Source organism: Pseudoalteromonas sp. B131b, assembly GCF_037162545.1.
In the GTDB taxonomy this organism is placed as follows: domain Bacteria; phylum Pseudomonadota; class Gammaproteobacteria; order Enterobacterales; family Alteromonadaceae; genus Pseudoalteromonas; species Pseudoalteromonas fuliginea.
The window spans coordinates 2,012,540-2,029,407 of record NZ_JARLUZ010000001.1; the positions used below are offsets into that span (position 1 = coordinate 2,012,540).

Annotated in this window: 13 protein-coding genes and 2 pseudogenes; 8 read left to right on the forward strand and 7 right to left on the reverse strand. The window is 37.3% G+C overall.

Annotated features, from left to right (window positions below):
- Window positions 1-62: 62 nt before the first annotated feature.
- Together P4S65_RS09195 and ilvC are read right to left on the reverse strand one after the other, a co-directional pair.
- A complete protein-coding gene (locus P4S65_RS09195) occupies window positions 63-1,982 on the reverse strand; it encodes a methyl-accepting chemotaxis protein (RefSeq protein ID WP_033023841.1) in 1,920 nt (639 codons plus the stop codon).
- A gap of 179 nt (window positions 1,983-2,161) precedes the next feature.
- Window positions 2,162-3,634, reverse strand: a complete 1,473-nt coding sequence (gene ilvC / locus P4S65_RS09200) for a ketol-acid reductoisomerase (RefSeq protein ID WP_096792664.1) — start codon at window positions 3,632-3,634, stop codon at window positions 2,162-2,164.
- A 138-nt stretch (window positions 3,635-3,772) separates the two neighbouring features.
- On the opposite strand from ilvC, the gene ilvY reads away from it, so the two are divergent.
- The 6 genes and pseudogenes from ilvY to P4S65_RS09230 all read left to right on the forward strand — a co-directional run bounded on the left by ilvY (window position 3,773) and on the right by P4S65_RS09230 (window position 9,239).
- Window positions 3,773-4,678, forward strand: a complete 906-nt coding sequence (gene ilvY, locus P4S65_RS09205; RefSeq protein ID WP_149614282.1) for an HTH-type transcriptional activator IlvY — start codon at window positions 3,773-3,775, stop codon at window positions 4,676-4,678.
- Window positions 4,679-4,798: 120 nt separating this feature from the next.
- Window positions 4,799-5,845, forward strand: a complete 1,047-nt coding sequence (locus tag P4S65_RS09210) for a GGDEF domain-containing protein (RefSeq protein WP_239462858.1) — start codon at window positions 4,799-4,801, stop codon at window positions 5,843-5,845.
- A gap of 133 nt (window positions 5,846-5,978) precedes the next feature.
- Entirely contained in the window at window positions 5,979-6,854 is an 876-nt protein-coding gene (locus tag P4S65_RS09215) for a MipA/OmpV family protein (RefSeq protein ID WP_337120007.1), read from the forward strand.
- 13 nt (window positions 6,855-6,867) lie between these two features.
- Entirely contained in the window at window positions 6,868-7,272 is a 405-nt protein-coding gene (locus tag P4S65_RS09220; protein ID WP_337120009.1) for a DUF3019 domain-containing protein, read from the forward strand.
- Window positions 7,250-7,942: a response regulator gene (locus P4S65_RS09225; RefSeq protein ID WP_007378650.1), complete on the forward strand. Its 693-nt coding sequence runs from the start codon at window positions 7,250-7,252 to the stop codon at window positions 7,940-7,942. The genes P4S65_RS09220 and P4S65_RS09225 overlap by 23 nt, the downstream gene beginning before the upstream one ends.
- Window positions 7,943-7,968: 26 nt before the next feature.
- A pseudogene (locus P4S65_RS09230) lies at window positions 7,969-9,239 on the forward strand (ATP-binding protein).
- Between the two features lie 60 nt (window positions 9,240-9,299).
- Here P4S65_RS09230 and P4S65_RS09235 read toward each other — a convergent pair.
- Complete coding sequence (locus P4S65_RS09235) at window positions 9,300-9,536, reverse strand: DUF3820 family protein (protein WP_337120011.1); 237 nt, start codon at window positions 9,534-9,536, stop codon at window positions 9,300-9,302.
- Window positions 9,537-10,112: 576 nt separating this feature from the next.
- Window positions 10,113-11,684, reverse strand: a complete 1,572-nt coding sequence (locus P4S65_RS09240) for a cation:proton antiporter family protein (RefSeq protein WP_033028584.1) — start codon at window positions 11,682-11,684, stop codon at window positions 10,113-10,115.
- A 265-nt stretch (window positions 11,685-11,949) separates the two neighbouring features.
- Between P4S65_RS09240 and P4S65_RS09245 the strand changes: the two genes are divergently transcribed.
- Window positions 11,950-12,693, forward strand: coding sequence for a sporulation protein (locus P4S65_RS09245; RefSeq protein WP_096792667.1), 744 nt, complete (start codon window positions 11,950-11,952; stop codon window positions 12,691-12,693).
- A 60-nt stretch (window positions 12,694-12,753) separates the two neighbouring features.
- Window positions 12,754-13,200 carry a GNAT family N-acetyltransferase gene (locus P4S65_RS09250; RefSeq protein WP_337120016.1) on the forward strand — a complete coding sequence of 149 codons (447 nt, stop codon included), beginning with the start codon at window positions 12,754-12,756 and terminating at the stop codon, window positions 13,198-13,200.
- Between the two features lie 76 nt (window positions 13,201-13,276).
- Here the strand turns inward: P4S65_RS09250 and P4S65_RS09255 are convergent.
- The 3 genes and pseudogenes from P4S65_RS09255 to P4S65_RS09265 form a co-directional block, all read right to left on the reverse strand.
- Window positions 13,277-14,631, reverse strand: a pseudogene (locus tag P4S65_RS09255) (sodium-dependent transporter).
- 204 nt (window positions 14,632-14,835) lie between these two features.
- The gene (locus tag P4S65_RS09260) at window positions 14,836-16,128 is read right to left on the reverse strand and encodes an ATP-binding protein (RefSeq protein ID WP_337120018.1); all 1,293 of its coding nucleotides are present in this window, start codon (window positions 16,126-16,128) and stop codon (window positions 14,836-14,838) included.
- A gap of 14 nt (window positions 16,129-16,142) precedes the next feature.
- Window positions 16,143-16,847, reverse strand: a complete 705-nt coding sequence (locus tag P4S65_RS09265) for a response regulator transcription factor (protein WP_007377791.1) — start codon at window positions 16,845-16,847, stop codon at window positions 16,143-16,145.
- Between the last annotated feature and the right edge of the window lie 21 nt (window positions 16,848-16,868).

Here is a 16,868-nt window from a genome sequence, read left to right on the forward strand (position 1 = left end):
CGAACAAGCTAGCATTAACTGCAGTTAATGCTAGCTTGTTCGTAATAGCAGTGCCAAACCACTTAACGATGCTTTTCAAATGTATCGACAAGCTCATCAAGAGTTTGAGCGCTATTTGCTAAATCACGAATGGCTTGCTCTGTATTAATTTGCTCGCTCATTGCTTTATCACTAATTTCACTTATTTGCTCAATATTACGTCCTACATCGGCAACTACATTGCTTTGCTGCTCTGTTGCTGTGGCTATAAGTGTGGCCATATCGTTTATTTGGTTTGCAGTTTCGGTTATCGTATTAAGTAACTCTACTGAGTTTTGCATTGCCCCTACGCTTTGCTGCGCTTTATCTTTTGATTGGCTAATATCGTTAACTACATCATCAGAAATCTGTGTTAGCTCTTCTATCATTGACTGAATTTCATTTGTTGACTGAGAAGTACGGTTTGCTAGTGCGCGCACTTCGTCGGCAACAACAGCAAACCCGCGACCATGCTCTCCAGCACGAGCCGATTCAATAGCTGCGTTCAATGCTAATAAATTAGTTTGTTCAGAAATGCTTCTGATTGCATCAATAATGTTAGCAATATCAATTGTTTTTTTAGACAACAGGGTAACTTGCTCTGTAATGCCATCTATATCACTCGCAAGAGCAGAAATAGTTGTCTGACTTTGAACAACTTGCTGATGGCTTTGTATAGTTTTTTCACGGCTGCTATCAGTGAGTTTTGCTGTGTTTGCCGCACTTTGTGCTATTTCCTGTACCGTTGCACCCATTTGGTTTATTGCAGCAGCAACCGAGATCGTTTGTTCTTTTTGACTATCGATTGCGAGTGAATTGCGTTTAGCTTGTTCAAAAACATGATCTGAACTTTTTCTTATGTCATGGCTTTCATTCGCGACTTGCTGAATAGCAATTTCTATTTTTTCGATAAACTGATTAAAACCAGCACTTAAGTTATTAAGCTCTGGTTGGCTTGATTCAGGTAATCTATAAGCAAGATTAGCATCACCAGAACCCAAGCGTGAAAATAGTTCTGCCATTTTAGATAAAGGTGATGAGAGCGATCGAGCAAGTAAGTAACTAATTAGGCTAGCAACTAATGCAATGATTAATGTAAAAGTAAAAATTTGCCATTGCAGGGTATTTACGCTTGCGAATACTTCACTTTTTGGCACTTGGGCTACAACATATAAATCGGTGTTTTTGATTGGTGTTGCCGCCACGAGGGTTGGCTCACCATTTAAGTTTATTTCTTTTAATACAAAGCCATAACTGCTTAATAGCTGGTTATGTATGTCAGCTGTAAATAATTCATCAATATTAACTTTTGCTACTTTACTTGAATCTTTATGCAGCTGAATTAAACCACTTTTATCTGCAATAAATACAAAACCAGTTTGTTCAATTTTAAATTGCTGCAATAGCTTTTGCATCTCAGTAATACTTTTAGCAAGGCCAGCTAAGCCTGTTCCATTAGGCTGTTGATGATTTATAAACATTTTTACATCATTTGCAGACTCTTGGTAAATACTTATTGAGTATGGTTTTTTCGATTGTTTAAATGCAAAAAACCAGCCATCAGCAGTATCATTTTTTAATACGCGCAAAAAGCCATTTTGGTTCCAATATTGAGCTGTGTCTCTATTTGCCCAAGACGCGGTTGCTAAATTGTACTGCGTGACTAAACGGTTTAATTCTTTAAGTAAGACAGCATCATTTTTAGTATTAGTTTGCGACCATTGTAAAATGAATTCATTTGACGATAATTGTTCAGCAGCACCAATGAGTGCGTTTATTTCACCACCAATATGGTTACTGATAGTTTGCAGCTTACTTGGAAGTTCAGACTCAATCATACGTTGTTCAATAATATCTTCTGAACTGTATAACGAGGTTAGGCCTATTAGTGCGGCAACAAAGATAGCAATACTACTGCCAAGGGCTGTTATTTTTTGAGTAATAGAAAGGTTTTGTAACATCATAATAATTTATTTTACAACTTAATTAGAAAGCCATGTTAGCACATTATTTATTATGGGCTAATTATTAGCTCAAGCTGAACAAATGAAAGTAAGCAGTGTTGTGAATATGCATAAAAAAGCCCACGTGCGAAAAGCATATGGGCTTGGTTTCTAACAAGCGAAACTTTTATTGTCTAGAATTAAACAATTTTCTTCATTGCAGACATGTAGCCACGTAGTTTAGCACCTACTTTTTCAACAGGGTGTTCACGCAATGCAGCATTGATTTGAATTAATGTTTGGTTATCAACTTGGTTACTGTGCTCGCCAAGGCCTTTACCAATAATGTCTGTATCAACGTTTTTCATAAAATCAGCAAGTAATGGTAAACATGCATGGTTATATAAATAACAGCCGTATTCTGCAGTATCAGAGATAGTACGGTTCATTTCAAAAAGCTTTTTACGCGCAATAGTATTGGCGATTAATGGCGTTTCGTGTAATGACTCGTAGTAAGCCGACTCTTCAATAATACCGGCGGCAGTCATGGTTTCAAATGCAAGTTCAACACCTGCTTTAACCATTGCTACCATTAAAATACCGTTATCAAAAAATTCTTGTTCTGAGATTTCTACATCGCCAGCAGGAGTCTTTTCAAAGTTAGTTTCTGCTGTTTCAGCGCGCCATTTAAGTAAGTTTACGTCATCGTTATTCCAGTCTTCCATCATGGTGCGTGAAAAAGTGCCGTCGATGATGTCATCTTGATGCTTATTATAAAGCGGGCGCATAATTAGTTTTAGCTCTTCGCTTAGTTCAAACGCTTTTACTTTTGCAGGATTTGAAAGGCGGTCAAGCATGTTTGTAACGCCGCCGTACTTAAGTGCTTCGGTAATTACTTCCCAGCCGTATTGAATTAGCTTTGATGCATAACCCGCATCAACGCCTTTTTCTACCATTTTATCAAAACATAAAATAGAGCCAGTTTGTAGCATGCCACATAAAATGGTTTGCTCGCCCATTAGGTCTGACTTAACTTCAGCAATAAATGATGATTTAAGTACACCAGCACGGTGTCCGCCAGTCCCTGCTGCATACGCTTTAGCTTGTGCTAAACCATGACCTTGAGGGTCATTTTCTGGGTGAACAGCAATTAGAGTTGGCACACCAAAACCACGTTTGTATTCTTCACGAACTTCAGAACCAGGACACTTAGGCGCAACCATGATTACGGTAATGTCTTCACGCACTTGCATGCCTTCTTCAACAATATTAAAGCCATGAGAGTAAGCAAGTGTAGAGTCTTTTTTCATAAGCGGCATAATCGCACTTACTACAGCGGTATGTTGTTTATCTGGCGTTAAGTTAAGTACTACGTCGGCTGTAGGAATTAATTCTTCGTAAGTGCCTACAGTAAAGCCATTTTCAGATGCATTAAGGAAAGATTGACGGCGCTCAGAAATGGCTGATGCACGTAATGTGTATGAAACATCTAAACCAGAGTCACGTAAGTTTAAGCCTTGGTTTAAACCTTGTGCGCCACAGCCTACAATAACGAGTTTTTTACCTTTAAGTGCATCAACGCCATCGGCAAATTCGGCTGCGTCCATAAATTCACATTGCGCTAATTGCGCTAATTGCTCGCGTAAAGGTAAGGTATTGAAATAATTCGCCATTGTTAGTGTCCTATAAAGTAATATTTGTTAGATGCGCAATGTTTACTGCGCTTACAAACACCATATGTAAAATAGTTACTTGCGTAAAATGATATATTTGAATTAAAGTGTTTCATAATATGAAACACTGAGTTTGGCATGGATCATAAACATTTAAACTACTTTTTAGCACTGGCTAAAACACTTCATTTTGGCCGCGCAAGCGAACTTTGCCATATAAGTGCGCCTACTTTGAGCCGCAATATAAAACACTTGGAAGAAGAGGTTGGTGTTGCATTATTTATACGCGATAACCGCAGTGTTAAATTAACACGTGAAGGAGAGTCGTTTATTGATTACGCTACGGCAACGTTAGCCAGTTGGCAACGTTTTAAAGCGAATGTGAAAGATCCACAACAGCATATTTATGGCAATGTTAGTATTTATTGCTCAGTGACAGCTTCTTATAGTTTTTTACATCAAATATTAGAGCAATTACGTGCACAGCATCAGCATATCGAAATAACTTTAAATACCGGTGATCCAGCTTTAGCTATTAATAGGGTACTCGATGGTCACGAGTCGATGGCAATTGCAGCCAAGCCAAATAAGCTTCCTACACAAATAGCATTTGTAAAAATAGGCTATTCACCACTTGTTTTAATTGCACCTAGAATTCATTGTCAGATCACTGAAAAGTTAATAAACAACGGTGATAATATTGATTGGTCTGAACTTGAATTTATTGTTCCGGAGCAAGGTTTTTCAAGGCAACGACTTGAGCAGTGGTGGCGTAAAAATAATGTCCATGGAAAGATTTATGCGCAAGTCGCTGGTCATGAAGCTATGGTGTCAATGGTGAGTCTGGGTTTAGGTGTCGCAATGGTCCCTAAAATAGTGCTAGATAACAGTCCACTGCAGGATAAGGTACAAGTATTGGATACAAAGAGGGCTACTCCAGAAGGTTTTGAGATTGGTCTAGCTGTTCTTCGTAAAGAGTTAAATGATCCTGCTATTAGTGCTTTATGGAGTATTGCACAAACTTTAGACGCAAGTGCTATTTAAAGGATCAAATATTCATTTAGTTCATAAAATAGTATGAATATTAGTTGCTTATAGGTTTACTATTAATTAACATCAAAAACCTAACAATAAAAATAATGACGCTTGAGAGTTTATTTTACTATGGATCGTGCCGTATCACTTGCTCATTCTGCTCAATGCCTAAAAAAGGCGATTCCTATGATGGTAAAGTACCGCATGCCGGTTACGCCAATCAATTACGCTATTTGGTATTGTTATATACAAGGTAATAAACCCTCTTTAAATGCAGAGCTTGATCATGTCATTGCTCAGCAACAAACTTGCACTCAAGATAGAGCGAAGGCAATATTTGATAAGCATTTAAATAAAGACGATTTAGCGTTATTTCAAGACGTATCCGAAAAATTTCATAGCACAATCGATCAAGTGCAAAAAGATTTAGGCATTGCGCTTGAGCATTCAAAAAGTTTTACTACAACCTTGGTTGACTCCCAGAATGAGTTAAATTTGATTACAGATATTAGCTCTTATAATCAAGTGCTTGGGTGCGTTGAACGTTTAACCGATGAATCGATTGCAATGCAAAATCATGCACGTGAGTTTCAAACTAAACTTGCATTTGCTTATAATGAAATAAAAGACTTAAAAGAAGCACTCAATGTTTCAAAAGAAGTTGCTGATACAGACCCTCTTACTGGTTTTTATAACCGAGGTAAGTTTGATTTAGATATTACGGATTTTTGTAAAAAGTATTCTGAGCAAAATCAACACACATCACTTGCGGTTCTCATTATGTTTGATATTGATCATTTTAAACGTTTTAATGATGACTTTGGCCATCAAAAAGGTGACGAAGTATTAAAGTTAGTAGCAAAAAAAGTGAAAGAAAAAATTAAAGAGACTGCAAAAGTTTATCGTTATGGCGGTGAAGAATTTTGTATTACAGCTTATTTTGACACTATCAACGATATGATGGCATTTGCAGATTGTATTCGTTTGGATATTGCAAAATTGGCTGTTCGTAAAAAAGGTGATACTAATACTAAACGTGCTATTTCTGCGAGTTTTGGTTTGGCTATTCTACGACCATTTACTAATGGCACTGTGTTAGTTGAACGCGCTAATAGAGCGCTTTACATAGCAAAAACTCATGGTCGTAATCGAATAGAGATAGCGCCAGATGTTTAGTTGTTCAAATAATGCACATAAGTTAATTAATATGTATAAAAATTGTGAATGATTGTAACTAGCTAGAGCTAGTTTAAAACGACCTTGCTACTATGGGGCACTTAATAATTTTCACACACTTTGACTTATACTGATGCGGTTTAACTTTTCAATATTAACAGCTTTTTTGCTGATCACTTTAGTTGCATGCTTTGCTGCCAATGGACAGCAAGCTAAAAATGTAACACAAGAGTTTGAAGAGCAACATATAGCTATAGAGCAGTGGCATTTTAGTCTAAGCGCTGGTGCTGGAGTTGTTACAAACCCATTACGAGGTGGGGACAACATTCCCCTTGTGTTGATTCCGCAGGTGGCTTTTTATGGCCAGCACTGGTTTTTCGATAATGGAAGGCTTGGTTATTCTTTTATACAAAGTCAAAAACATAATTTAAACCTTGTTAGTGAATTAAATGCAGAGTCTCGTTTTTTTATTGATTGGCATCCTACTAATATTTTTACTCTGCAAACGAGTGCGTTAAACAGTCAGTTAGTGCAGCAACAAAGTACTTCATCTCCCAAAAATATCAATATAAATGACATAGAAAAACGCCATATTGCCCTCGATGCGGGCATTGCATATCACTATGTAGATGATGCTAACGTATTTTCTATTCAAGCACTTCATGATGTTACCAGTGTTTATAACGGATTGCGTGGTGCATTGCAGTGGCAATATCATGCTGAAGTTGGAAAGTTAAAAATAAAACCGACGCTGGGAATAAATTATAAATCGGCTGAACTAAATGACTATTTCTATGGACTAAAAGCCGACGAAACTAAATTAGGTAAAATTGATGTTGGCAGTAGTTGGCAGCCTTATGCTAAAATCGACGCCCGTTGGCCGCTGAGTAAGGTTAACTCACTTCGTTTTCATTTAGCATATTACAATTATTCGGCTATGGATGGTAGTCCGCTCTTTGAACATGCTTATTCAATGACTGCCTTTATAGGATTAGATCATACTTTTTAATATGAAGTATTTAATGTTTATTGTGTTTATAGCATCGCTATTTAGTGGTTCTTGCAGAGCACAAACCGCTAATTTTAGCGTCTCTCCCAAAGTATGTGTGATTTCTGAGCAACAAGCATTTTGTGATCTTGATTTACAATTTAATTGGCAGCAAGAAGCATTGAGTGATGTTTGTTTATATCAACAAGATGAAAAAATTTATTGTTGGAAACAGCAACGTTCGGGGCAATTCAATTATAAAGCGCGGGTTCAGGTAGAGACCATATACTCCCTAATCAATCCTCACACGGGTGTACTATTAGCAAAAATACAGGTTGAAGTACAGAGCGCGCACGCAAAGAAAAATAGGCGCAGACTTCGCTCTCCGTGGAGCTTTTTTAAATTAGGAGCAACTAATGCCAAAAATTTTACTTGTTGAAGATGATCTCGGCTTACAGCAATTAACAAAAGATTATCTTGAACATAACGGCTTAGAAGTCGCAGTGTTAGATCGTGGCGATGCAGTCTTTGACTACTTAGAAGCTAATCCAGTCGATCTAATTATTTTAGATGTAATGCTACCAGGAAAAGATGGTTTTAGCGTTTGCCGTCAAGTTCGCGATAAATATACTCTGCCTATTCTTATGCTAACAGCCAAAGGTGAAGATTTTGATCAGGTACTTGGTTTAGAGCTTGGTGCTGATGACTACGTTATAAAGCCTGCCGAACCGCGTGTATTACTAGCTAGAATAAATGCGCTGTTACGCCGTGGTCAACCTATCGTGAAAGCAAGTGAAGAGTTACAGTTTGGTGACCTAAGCATAGATAAAACAAGCCGTATCGTAAAATTAAATAATAATGAAATAACGCTTACTTCTCATGAATTTGAACTACTTTGGTTACTGGCCTCTAATGCGGGTGAAGTGCTTAGTCGTGAACATGTCCATCAACATATGATAGGACGTCAGTACGACGGCCTTGATCGAACTGTTGACGTTAGGGTATCACGCATTCGTAAAAAACTAGGTGACAATAGCGATAAGCCTTATCGTATCAAAACAGTGTGGGGACAAGGTTATTTATTTGTTTCTGATGCATGGGAATTATAATTAATGTTATGGGTTAGTCGGCTTTAATGGGAAAACTGTTTACGAGTTTATATATTTACATCGTGGTTTCTTTATTCGTAGTAAGCGGTGTAGTTGAACAGTTATGGCCTTATGAAGACTCACAGCAGCAAGTATTATTAGACGATGAGTTTGGGCAATCGCTTTGGTTGCTCTCACAAACTCCTAACGGTCTAAAAAAGCTAGAACATAATTTTGAAAGCCACATAATTGCTCGACGTGATTTAATATTACCTTTAGCACAACAAGCGAAATTAACAGACAATCACTACCTCTATTTATACGATAAACAACAACGTATTGTATGGTATGTAGAGCTTAGCGAAAATGAACTGCTACAGGTTGGTCCTGTAGGAGTATCAACGTCTACCCCCACTTCTGTTTGGCCATATTTATTATTACTTATTATTGTTGGTGTGCCTGTAGGTCTTTGGAGCTTTTTACTTTGGCGTGATTTTTCTAAATTGCGACACGCATGTGAGGCCGTCGAAGGCTTGCAAGATTTTCAATTAACAAATACCTCTAAATCGTTTTTTTACCCGTTACCGATACACTAAAAGTAATGCAACAACGTATAACTTTTTTATTAACAGCTCAGCAGGAGCTTACATCGTCTGTTTCTCATGAATTTCGAACGCCGTTGGCACGTCTTAAATTTGCAATTGCTATGCTCCAAGATCAACTTTTAGATGATAAAAGCGAAAAATATTTAGCTAATATGAGCGCTGATATAAATGAACTTGAATCACTTGTTTCAGAAATGCTTGAATACGCAAGGTTAGACTCTCAGCAACCAAGTTTACAGTCTGTAAGTTGTGATCTAGTCGGATTGGTTAAAACAAGTATTGAAAAGCTAAATTTTGACACGCGAACTAGACTTATAAATAACTTGCCTGATAAGTTAAGTTATAAATGCGATAGTCATTTCATTGCTCGCGTATTTCAGAACTTGATTGGTAATGCTATTAAATACGCAACAAGCCAAGTAAAAGTAACACTGCTTACAGAGCCTCGCAGCATACTATTTATTGTTGAAGACGATGGAATAGGTATCGCTGAAATGGAGCGAGAAAATGTGTTTAAACCTTTTACGCGCCTCGATAAGAGTAGAGACAAAAAAACAGGTGGGTTTGGTTTAGGACTCGCTATTGTGAGTAAAATTGTATCTTGGCATCAAGGTGATTACTGGGTTGAAAAATCAGTCCTTGGTGGGGCTAAATTTGTCATTAGCTTGCCGCTAAAAAGTAGTTTCACGGAGGATATAAAAAAAGCGCCTTAAGGCGCTTTTTTTGTGGTTAAAACCAAAATCAACAAGTAGCAAAGTAGTAGACCGTGTATTTTAAAAATAGTTTCCAATTATTTTATTTTTTTCTAATAACGGCATCAACATTTGCTCAAGCCCATTCAACTTTACTTCGTACATCATTGCTAATTGACTACCTAGTTTTGAATCAGGAAAGCCTTGTTGCTTAAACCACACAAGATAAGGCTCTGGCAGCATTAATAATGGGCGTCCTGCATATTTTCCAAACGGCATTTTGGTATTAATGGCAAGTTTTAATTGTTCTGGATCCATTCACTTACTTCAATGTATAAGACATAGTTAAGTGTAAGGTGTTTTAAGGAAATAAAATAGGCTGTGACGGGCAAGAAACAGCCTATTGAGTGAGGGAGTAGGCCCTCTTAATTAAGAATTTATGTTAGAAAATTAAACTTAGTTGAACTTTAATTAGCTGGAGTCTAATTAATTAAGTCTTAGAACATGAAGCTTATTTAACCAACACGAACAGTCTACCTGTTTTTTTACATGTTAGTTGGCCCGCTTGTAAAGGAATGTAAATAGAATTGATTTTCAGTCATCAAAAAGTATTAAAATAAATGTATAGTTCATTATTTTTATTTTTTAGCTAGTGCTTGTTGATCTTTCCGGATTAAAATTTGTTCTAACTTGGGGGATTTATACCAATCTGCTTCTATATGGAGTCTATTTAACGGTAAGGAAATTGCGCTGAACTAGGCAAATTTTTTTACCTAGTTGTTCTAAATAAAAATTATTAACACGTTTCTACGTTCTGATAACGCCCATTACCTACATCCGTGTAGGAAAAAAGGTTAAATTATCTTTAGTAATTATTAAGGACTAGATCTCACTTTACGTAAACAGTTTTTGTTTTACATGTTCAGCAAAACCACTACCAGCCTCTAGGTAAAAGTTATAGGTCGAGTGTACGCCCATATCTTCAAGCTCTTTTTGTTGATCTGGGTAGTTTGCAATGGCAGTTACCTGACCTTTATAACCTGAGGCTTGGAGCTGCTCTAAGGCAAAAATATTCTGCATATGCTTTGGCATAGTAAGCATAACCATTTCTACATGAGAGTGGTTTACGCGTTGCCAAAAGTCGGGATCGGTTGCATCTGCAATCAGCACTTTTCTGCCTCTATTAATATGTTTATCAACCACCTCAGGTTTTATGTCAATACCAGCAACTAAATTTGGGTGCGTAGCGTTAATTGTTTCGTATGCACCAGTACCAATTCGACCCATTCCAAAAATAACTATTTTAGTATCGTTCAGATTTACAGGTAGTTCTTCTGCTAAGCGTGTTTTACTTTCGAACTTTAATAGCCAATGTTCTACTTTTACATATAACTCGTTGGAACGCTTGTTTAGAGGAGATGCAATCACAAAGGTGATAGAGACAGCGATAGCCATTACCGCTAACCATTCAGAGGTAATCATCCCCGTTGTAGCCGCTACCGCACATACAATAAGGCCAAACTCACTGTAATTGGATAAACTAAAGGCTGTAAGTAGCGACGTACGAGCACGTAGTTTAAATGCATTTGTAAATAAATAATAAAGGGCTATTTTAATCGGTAATACAAAAATAAGTATGATGGCAATAATTAAAGAATTAATCGTTAGCTCGGCATTTAAGCCAATGCTTAAGAAAAAACCAACCAGTAATATATCTTTTAAATTAAGTAACGATTTTGATAATTCGCCAGCTTTTTTATGCGGTGCAAACATCATTCCTATTATAAGTGCTCCTAAATCACCTTTAAGGCCTGCATATTCAAATGCGTTATAACCTGCAATAAGCGCAAAGAAAAAGCCAAATAATGGGAGTAGCTCACCATGTTTAGAGCGATTAAGCACCCAGTACATAAGAGGGCGCAATAAAGGTAGAGCAACAATAAGCGCTAACGCCCAAACATTAGGGACTTTGCCTGTACTAATTGCTAAAAATATTACGGCGAATATATCTTGCATTACCAATATACCAATGGCAATTTTGCCGTGTAAGCTTGCCATTTCTCCGCGTTCTTCGAGTACTTTCACCGCAAATACAGTACTAGAAAAACTTAGGGCAAATCCAACTAATAAGGCGCTTTGCCAACTCAAGTCGACAAAAAGAGGGAGGGCGAAGACCCCAAGCAATAACATAAAGCCACTGAATAAAGCACTACTAAAAATAATGTGAAGCGTGGCTGGTGCCCAGACTTGCGGTTTCATTAAGCTATTAACTTTGAGTTTTAAGCCAATGCTGAATAATAAAAGGGTAACACCAAGGGCTGCAATTGTATCAAGCAGTTCTGTACTTTTATAACCCGATAAATTTAAAGCAAAGCCTGCTAATAAAAAGCCAATAAGAGGAGGTAGTTTTAATTGGTAAACAGCAAAACCACAAACAAACGCGGTAGCAAAATAGATTAGTTCCATAATTCTTAATATCACTTCATTTGGTATTGCAGTGTAGCGAAAAACTCATATCAATGAAAATAAATATAGTGTAAAGACATGCTCATTTAATGAAGTTGATACTTTACTGCGTATGAAAAATGCTCATATAACACGTATTTAATCGTAAATAGCATGTAAATAACACTTTTTCACTGACAACCGCTTTTAAATATGGTTAAGATGCGATAACGAAGAGGTTTAAGTTAGAGCATATAACAGAGCCGCTCAGCTTAAGGAGAAATATATGTTTAAAAAGATTTTAGCATCGGTAGGTATTGGTGCCGCTAAAGTAGACACTATTTTAGAGACAGAGCACTTGCAACCAGGTCAGCTTTTCAATGCACAAATTGTAATTACTGCAGGTGATATAAGCCAAGAAATATCAGGCTTAGATTTGCTACTAATGACTCGTGTTAAAGTAGCAGGAGATGATGGGGATTATTTTACTAATCATGTAATTGATCAGTGGCGCATCACTGAAATTGGTACAATTGAGCCTGGCGAAGTTAAAAGTATTCCTTTTGAGGCGCGTCTTCACTCTGAAACACCAATTACAGAAATTAATGCAGGTTACAATCAATCTCACGTTTGGCTAGAAACTGGTTTGGATATTGATTTAGCACTTGACCCTACTGATAAAGACCATTTGCATATTTACCCTAATGAAGCAGTTAAAACCTGTATGCAGGCAATGGAAAAATTAGGTTTTAGCTTAGCTAAAGCTGATGTGGAGAAGGGGCATTTACGCGCATCTACATTTCAGTCTGTATCTGGCTGTTATCAAGAGCTTGAATATAAACCTAATAGCAGAAGCTTATTTGGCATTCAGGAAATTGAATTGTCGTTTGTGCCGGAAGCGCATAAAACACATGTTTTAATTGAGCTCGATCGTGCTTTTAAAGGTGATGGTTATATTGACGTAACAATAGAGCATGATCATGTTAATCTTTCACAGCTTTGTGATCAGTTAGAGCGTTTATTTGCTTAATACTCGCCAGTGATTTAAACAAACCCAGCTTAGGCTGGGTTTTTGTCTATAGGATTTAATATGCAGTTTAAATGTGAGTCATTTGAGGCTTTTGATACACATACACTTTTTACTATTGTACGCGGTCGGGTGGATGTGTTTGTAGTTGAGCAGGCTTGTCCTTACCCAGAGTTTGATGATAATGATGTTGCTGTGACTACTCGGCACATATATAGCATTGATAATAATAAGTTGCTTAGCTACGCTCGTTGTTATGATAGAAACGCGCAGTACAGCTCAATAGGGCGTGTTTTAGTGAATGAAAAGGTACGAGGCAAAGGTTATGCAAGTGAGCTTGTAGCTACAGCTATAAATTGTTGTAAAGACCAGTGGCCTGAGCGTGATATTTACATTGGCGCGCAAACATATTTACTCGACTTTTATCGCTCATTTGGTTTCGAAAGTGTGGGGGAAGAGTACCTTGAAGATGGTATTCCTCATCAAGACATGATTTTAAAAGTGGTTTAGTGATTTTAGTTACGCTAAGTGACTTAATTTAATAGCTAACAAAATAGCCCACAAATGTGGGCTATTTTTATAGTGCTTAACCTAATAACGAATGTAAAAAAACTGTACCTATTGCTAGTGGGCATACAAACTTAGTATACCAAGGCCATATTTTCCAAAAAATGTATTATGGACTTCAGGGTTTCCCTGCTGAATAGCTTTGAGTAGTGAACCCCTGTACCAAATCCAACCAACAAATATACAACACATTAACCCTAATAGTGGTTGGGCAACTTTCGTTGTAAGTGTTATAACCAGACCAAATAAAGAGCTGAGATTGCATACAATTGTAATACTAACGACAGTAATTAAAGCGCCAATGAACCAAGTAGCTTGCACACGTTTCATTGCAAAGCGTTCTACTGTGTATGATACCGGTGCTTCAAGCATTGAGATTGATGATGTTAGCGCTGCTATGCTCATCAACGCAAAAAATGCAAAGCCAACAAATAAGCCTACGCTACCCATACCATCAAATAATGCAGGTAGTACTTGGAATACTAATGTATCTTCTGATAACAGCTTCCCTGTTACCGGTGAAAATATTTCTACGCCTTGTGCTTGAGCGACATACATTGCAGGAATAATAAGTAAACCTGCTACAAAGGCAATGAAGACGTCAATAAGGGTTACATAAGCACCTAATGAAACGAGGTTCTCTTTTTTACTAATGTATGAGCCATAAATAATCATTACACTGGTACCCAATGATAATGAGAAAAAAGCTTGGCCTAACGCACTGACTAATAACTGAGGATCAAAAATAGAAGAAAAATCAGGAACTAAGTACGCCTTTAAGCCTTCCATTGCGCCATTTTGCGTCATTACATAAGCAATTAATGAAAATAAAATTCCCAGTAATGCAGGCATTAAACGCTTTGACCATTTTTCTATACCATTTTCAACACCTCGACTAATAATAGCGACGGTTAATAAGATAAAGATCATAGTAAATATAATATTTCGCGTAAGTGATTGCTCGCTTAGCCATGTGGATGTAGAGTTTGCACCAACAAGCGTCGCTATTGGCTCTGCTGTTGCGCTGAGCATCCAACCGGCAACAATCGCGTAAAAACTTAATATAAATCCAGCACATAAAATACCGCCAAAACCAACAATAAACGCGAAGTGTTTTTGCCAAGGTCTATTAGATATTTTTTGAAGCGATGAAACTGCATTTGCTTGACCATGGCGACCAATCATAAGTTCGGCCATTAAAGCTGGGTAAGCCAAAAAGAACGCGAGTACTAAATATGCAACTAAAAAAGCAGCACCACCATTGCTGGCTGTTTGTGTAGGGAATCCCCAAATATTACCCAAGCCAACAGCAGAACCTGCGGCGGCCATAATAAAACCAAAACGAGAACTAAACTCGCCTCTAACTGCGCTCATATTATTGTACTTCTCTATTTTTTGACGGCGCAGACAATCTACTGGAAATGTAAAAAAATAAAAAGTGCTTATTTGCTGATCTCACACAATTTAGTATGCCAGTAGTATGGTATACGCGATGTTTTTAATAAATGTTACTGTATAGTTAAAGTTAACAGGTTGTTTTTGTTTTTAAAATGTTAATTACAGGGTGTAATTAATGCTTTACGCTTTGTGATGTTGAACGATAATAAGTGTAAAACAGGCTCCACCTAATTGGTTACTTTTACTTACTTTTACGCTGCCATGATGCCAATCAGCTACTTTTTCAACAATCGCAAGGCCAAGCCCATAGCTTTTATCTGCGCGGTTACGATGTTCTTCTTCTTTGAAAAATGGGCTAAATACGTTGTTAAAATTTTCTTTTGCTATACCAGGGCCATCGTCTTCAACAGTGATTACAAGCTGGTGTCCGTACACTTTAGCACTTAGATAAATATGTAGCTCTGCGAAGTCACAAGCATTATTTAATAAGTTAGTTATTGCACGAGCAAGCCAATGTAAGTCGGCATTGATAATGTCACTTGAGCTATTAAGTTGTACGTTGAGCATTTGCGATTCAAATTTAGGTGCAAGTTGTATTAATATATCACTGAGATAGTGCTTAATATTAGTTGAAGAGTAGGTCAATTTGTTGGCATTTTGCTCAAGCGTTGCAAAGGCTAAATAGCTTTTTAACATAGACTCCATATGGTCTAAATCGCTTTCCATACGGGATAAATATTTTTTTATTTGTTGCTCATCATAGCTATCAATAGCCGCATCTAATCCAAAGCGCAGGCACGCAATGGGTGTACGAATATCGTGAGATAAGCTTGACGCCATTAGTTTATTTTCGGCGACTAGTTTTTCTATCTGACTGGCCATTCTGTTAAATGTGAGCTCTACATCTTTTATGTAGGTGAAGTGCGACACTTTAATTCTTGCTTGTACATTACCTGAGGCAAACTTTTTAGCTGCTTCATTTAAGACTGTTAAGCGCTTTGCAAGAGGGGTAATAATAAACCCCATAAATACGCACAAACCAGCATAAAATAGTAGTGTTAAAAATATATCATTGCGCTGCTCAGTATCTACGCGTTTGTCTAACCGCATTGATATATGAAAGGGGCTTAATATTTGACTACTATAAAGCATATAGAAGCCTTGTTGATCTTCTAAAATCAACCCACCGGCAGTGTGCATCTGTAATAATAATGAAGGAGGTAGTGCGAGAGATTCATTGTGCTTGTAATCAATTAATAAATTAAACTCATTCGCTAGTTGCTTTACATAACGACCACGTTCAGAAGTTGGGATATTAGCTAATTGTTTGCTAAAGCCCATTATCATCTTACCTTGTACACTAAATTCATCTTCTGAGGTTTGTGTTTGTTGGCTAAATGCATCAATTAACCAGCCAAGTACAACGATAGATAAAAGCGCACTGCTAAGTAGTGAAATATAAAACGTCTTCACTTATGTATCACTTTTTACCATGCGGTAGATACGAGTAAGTAACCTCGTCCCCATATAGTTTTAATTTTAGTCGGATTTTGTGGATCATCATTAAATTTTTTGCGCAGTGCTGAAATAAGTACGTCAACACTTCTATCCAAGCCGTCATACTCACGGCCTTTTGTTGCTTTAAAAACAGCATCACGTGATACGACTTGACCCGCATTACTCGTTAAATAGTGAAGAAGTAAATACTCTGCGCTGGATATATTTATATCAAGATCGTTTAATTTTACGCTTCTAGATTCTGTGTTAATACTCAGCGCGCCAACCGTTATTAATTTTTCGTTTGCCAGTGATTTGTTTGGTTCATTATTTTGGCGAAGTGCAGCTTTAATTCTAGCTAAAAGTGCACGAGGGCGAACTGGTTTCATGACATAGTCACTTGCACCAACTTCTAACCCTATTACTTCATCCATTTCTTCATCGCGTGCGGTGAGCATTATAATAGGGGAGTTATAAAAGCTACGCAGTTCTCTGCATACGCTAATTCCGTCTTGTCCAGGAAGCATAATATCAAGTAGGACAATGCTAGGATTTAAGGTTTTTACTTGGCCAATAACCTCGTCGCCTCGATGGCATACATGGGTCGTATAACCTTGCTCCGTTAAGTATTCTGCAACCCACTGAGCGAGCGATACATCATCTTCAACGAGTAAAATAGTGCCGTAGTTATTCATAAATTATCCTTAATGTGTTTA

Bases quoted from the DNA above. Each gene is read 5' to 3' on its own strand.
- P4S65_RS09225 (WP_007378650.1), top strand. From the start codon at position 7,250: ATGCCAAAAATTTTACTTGTTGAAGATGATCTCGGCTTACAGCAATTA.
- P4S65_RS09250 (WP_337120016.1), top strand. From the start codon at position 12,754: ATGCAGTTTAAATGTGAGTCATTTGAGGCTTTTGATACACATACACTT.
- ilvC (WP_096792664.1), bottom strand. From the start codon at position 3,634: ATGGCGAATTATTTCAATACCTTACCTTTACGCGAGCAATTAGCGCAA.
- P4S65_RS09235 (WP_337120011.1), bottom strand. From the start codon at position 9,536: ATGGATCCAGAACAATTAAAACTTGCCATTAATACCAAAATGCCGTTT.
- P4S65_RS09240 (WP_033028584.1), bottom strand. From the start codon at position 11,684: ATGGAACTAATCTATTTTGCTACCGCGTTTGTTTGTGGTTTTGCTGTT.
- P4S65_RS09265 (WP_007377791.1), bottom strand. From the start codon at position 16,847: ATGAATAACTACGGCACTATTTTACTCGTTGAAGATGATGTATCGCTC.
- P4S65_RS09195 (WP_033023841.1), bottom strand. From the start codon at position 1,982: ATGATGTTACAAAACCTTTCTATTACTCAAAAAATAACAGCCCTTGGC.
- P4S65_RS09215 (WP_337120007.1), top strand. From the start codon at position 5,979: ATGCGGTTTAACTTTTCAATATTAACAGCTTTTTTGCTGATCACTTTA.
- P4S65_RS09220 (WP_337120009.1), top strand. From the start codon at position 6,868: ATGTTTATTGTGTTTATAGCATCGCTATTTAGTGGTTCTTGCAGAGCA.
- P4S65_RS09245 (WP_096792667.1), top strand. From the start codon at position 11,950: ATGTTTAAAAAGATTTTAGCATCGGTAGGTATTGGTGCCGCTAAAGTA.
- P4S65_RS09210 (WP_239462858.1), top strand. From the start codon at position 4,799: ATGGATCGTGCCGTATCACTTGCTCATTCTGCTCAATGCCTAAAAAAG.
- ilvY (WP_149614282.1), top strand. From the start codon at position 3,773: ATGGATCATAAACATTTAAACTACTTTTTAGCACTGGCTAAAACACTT.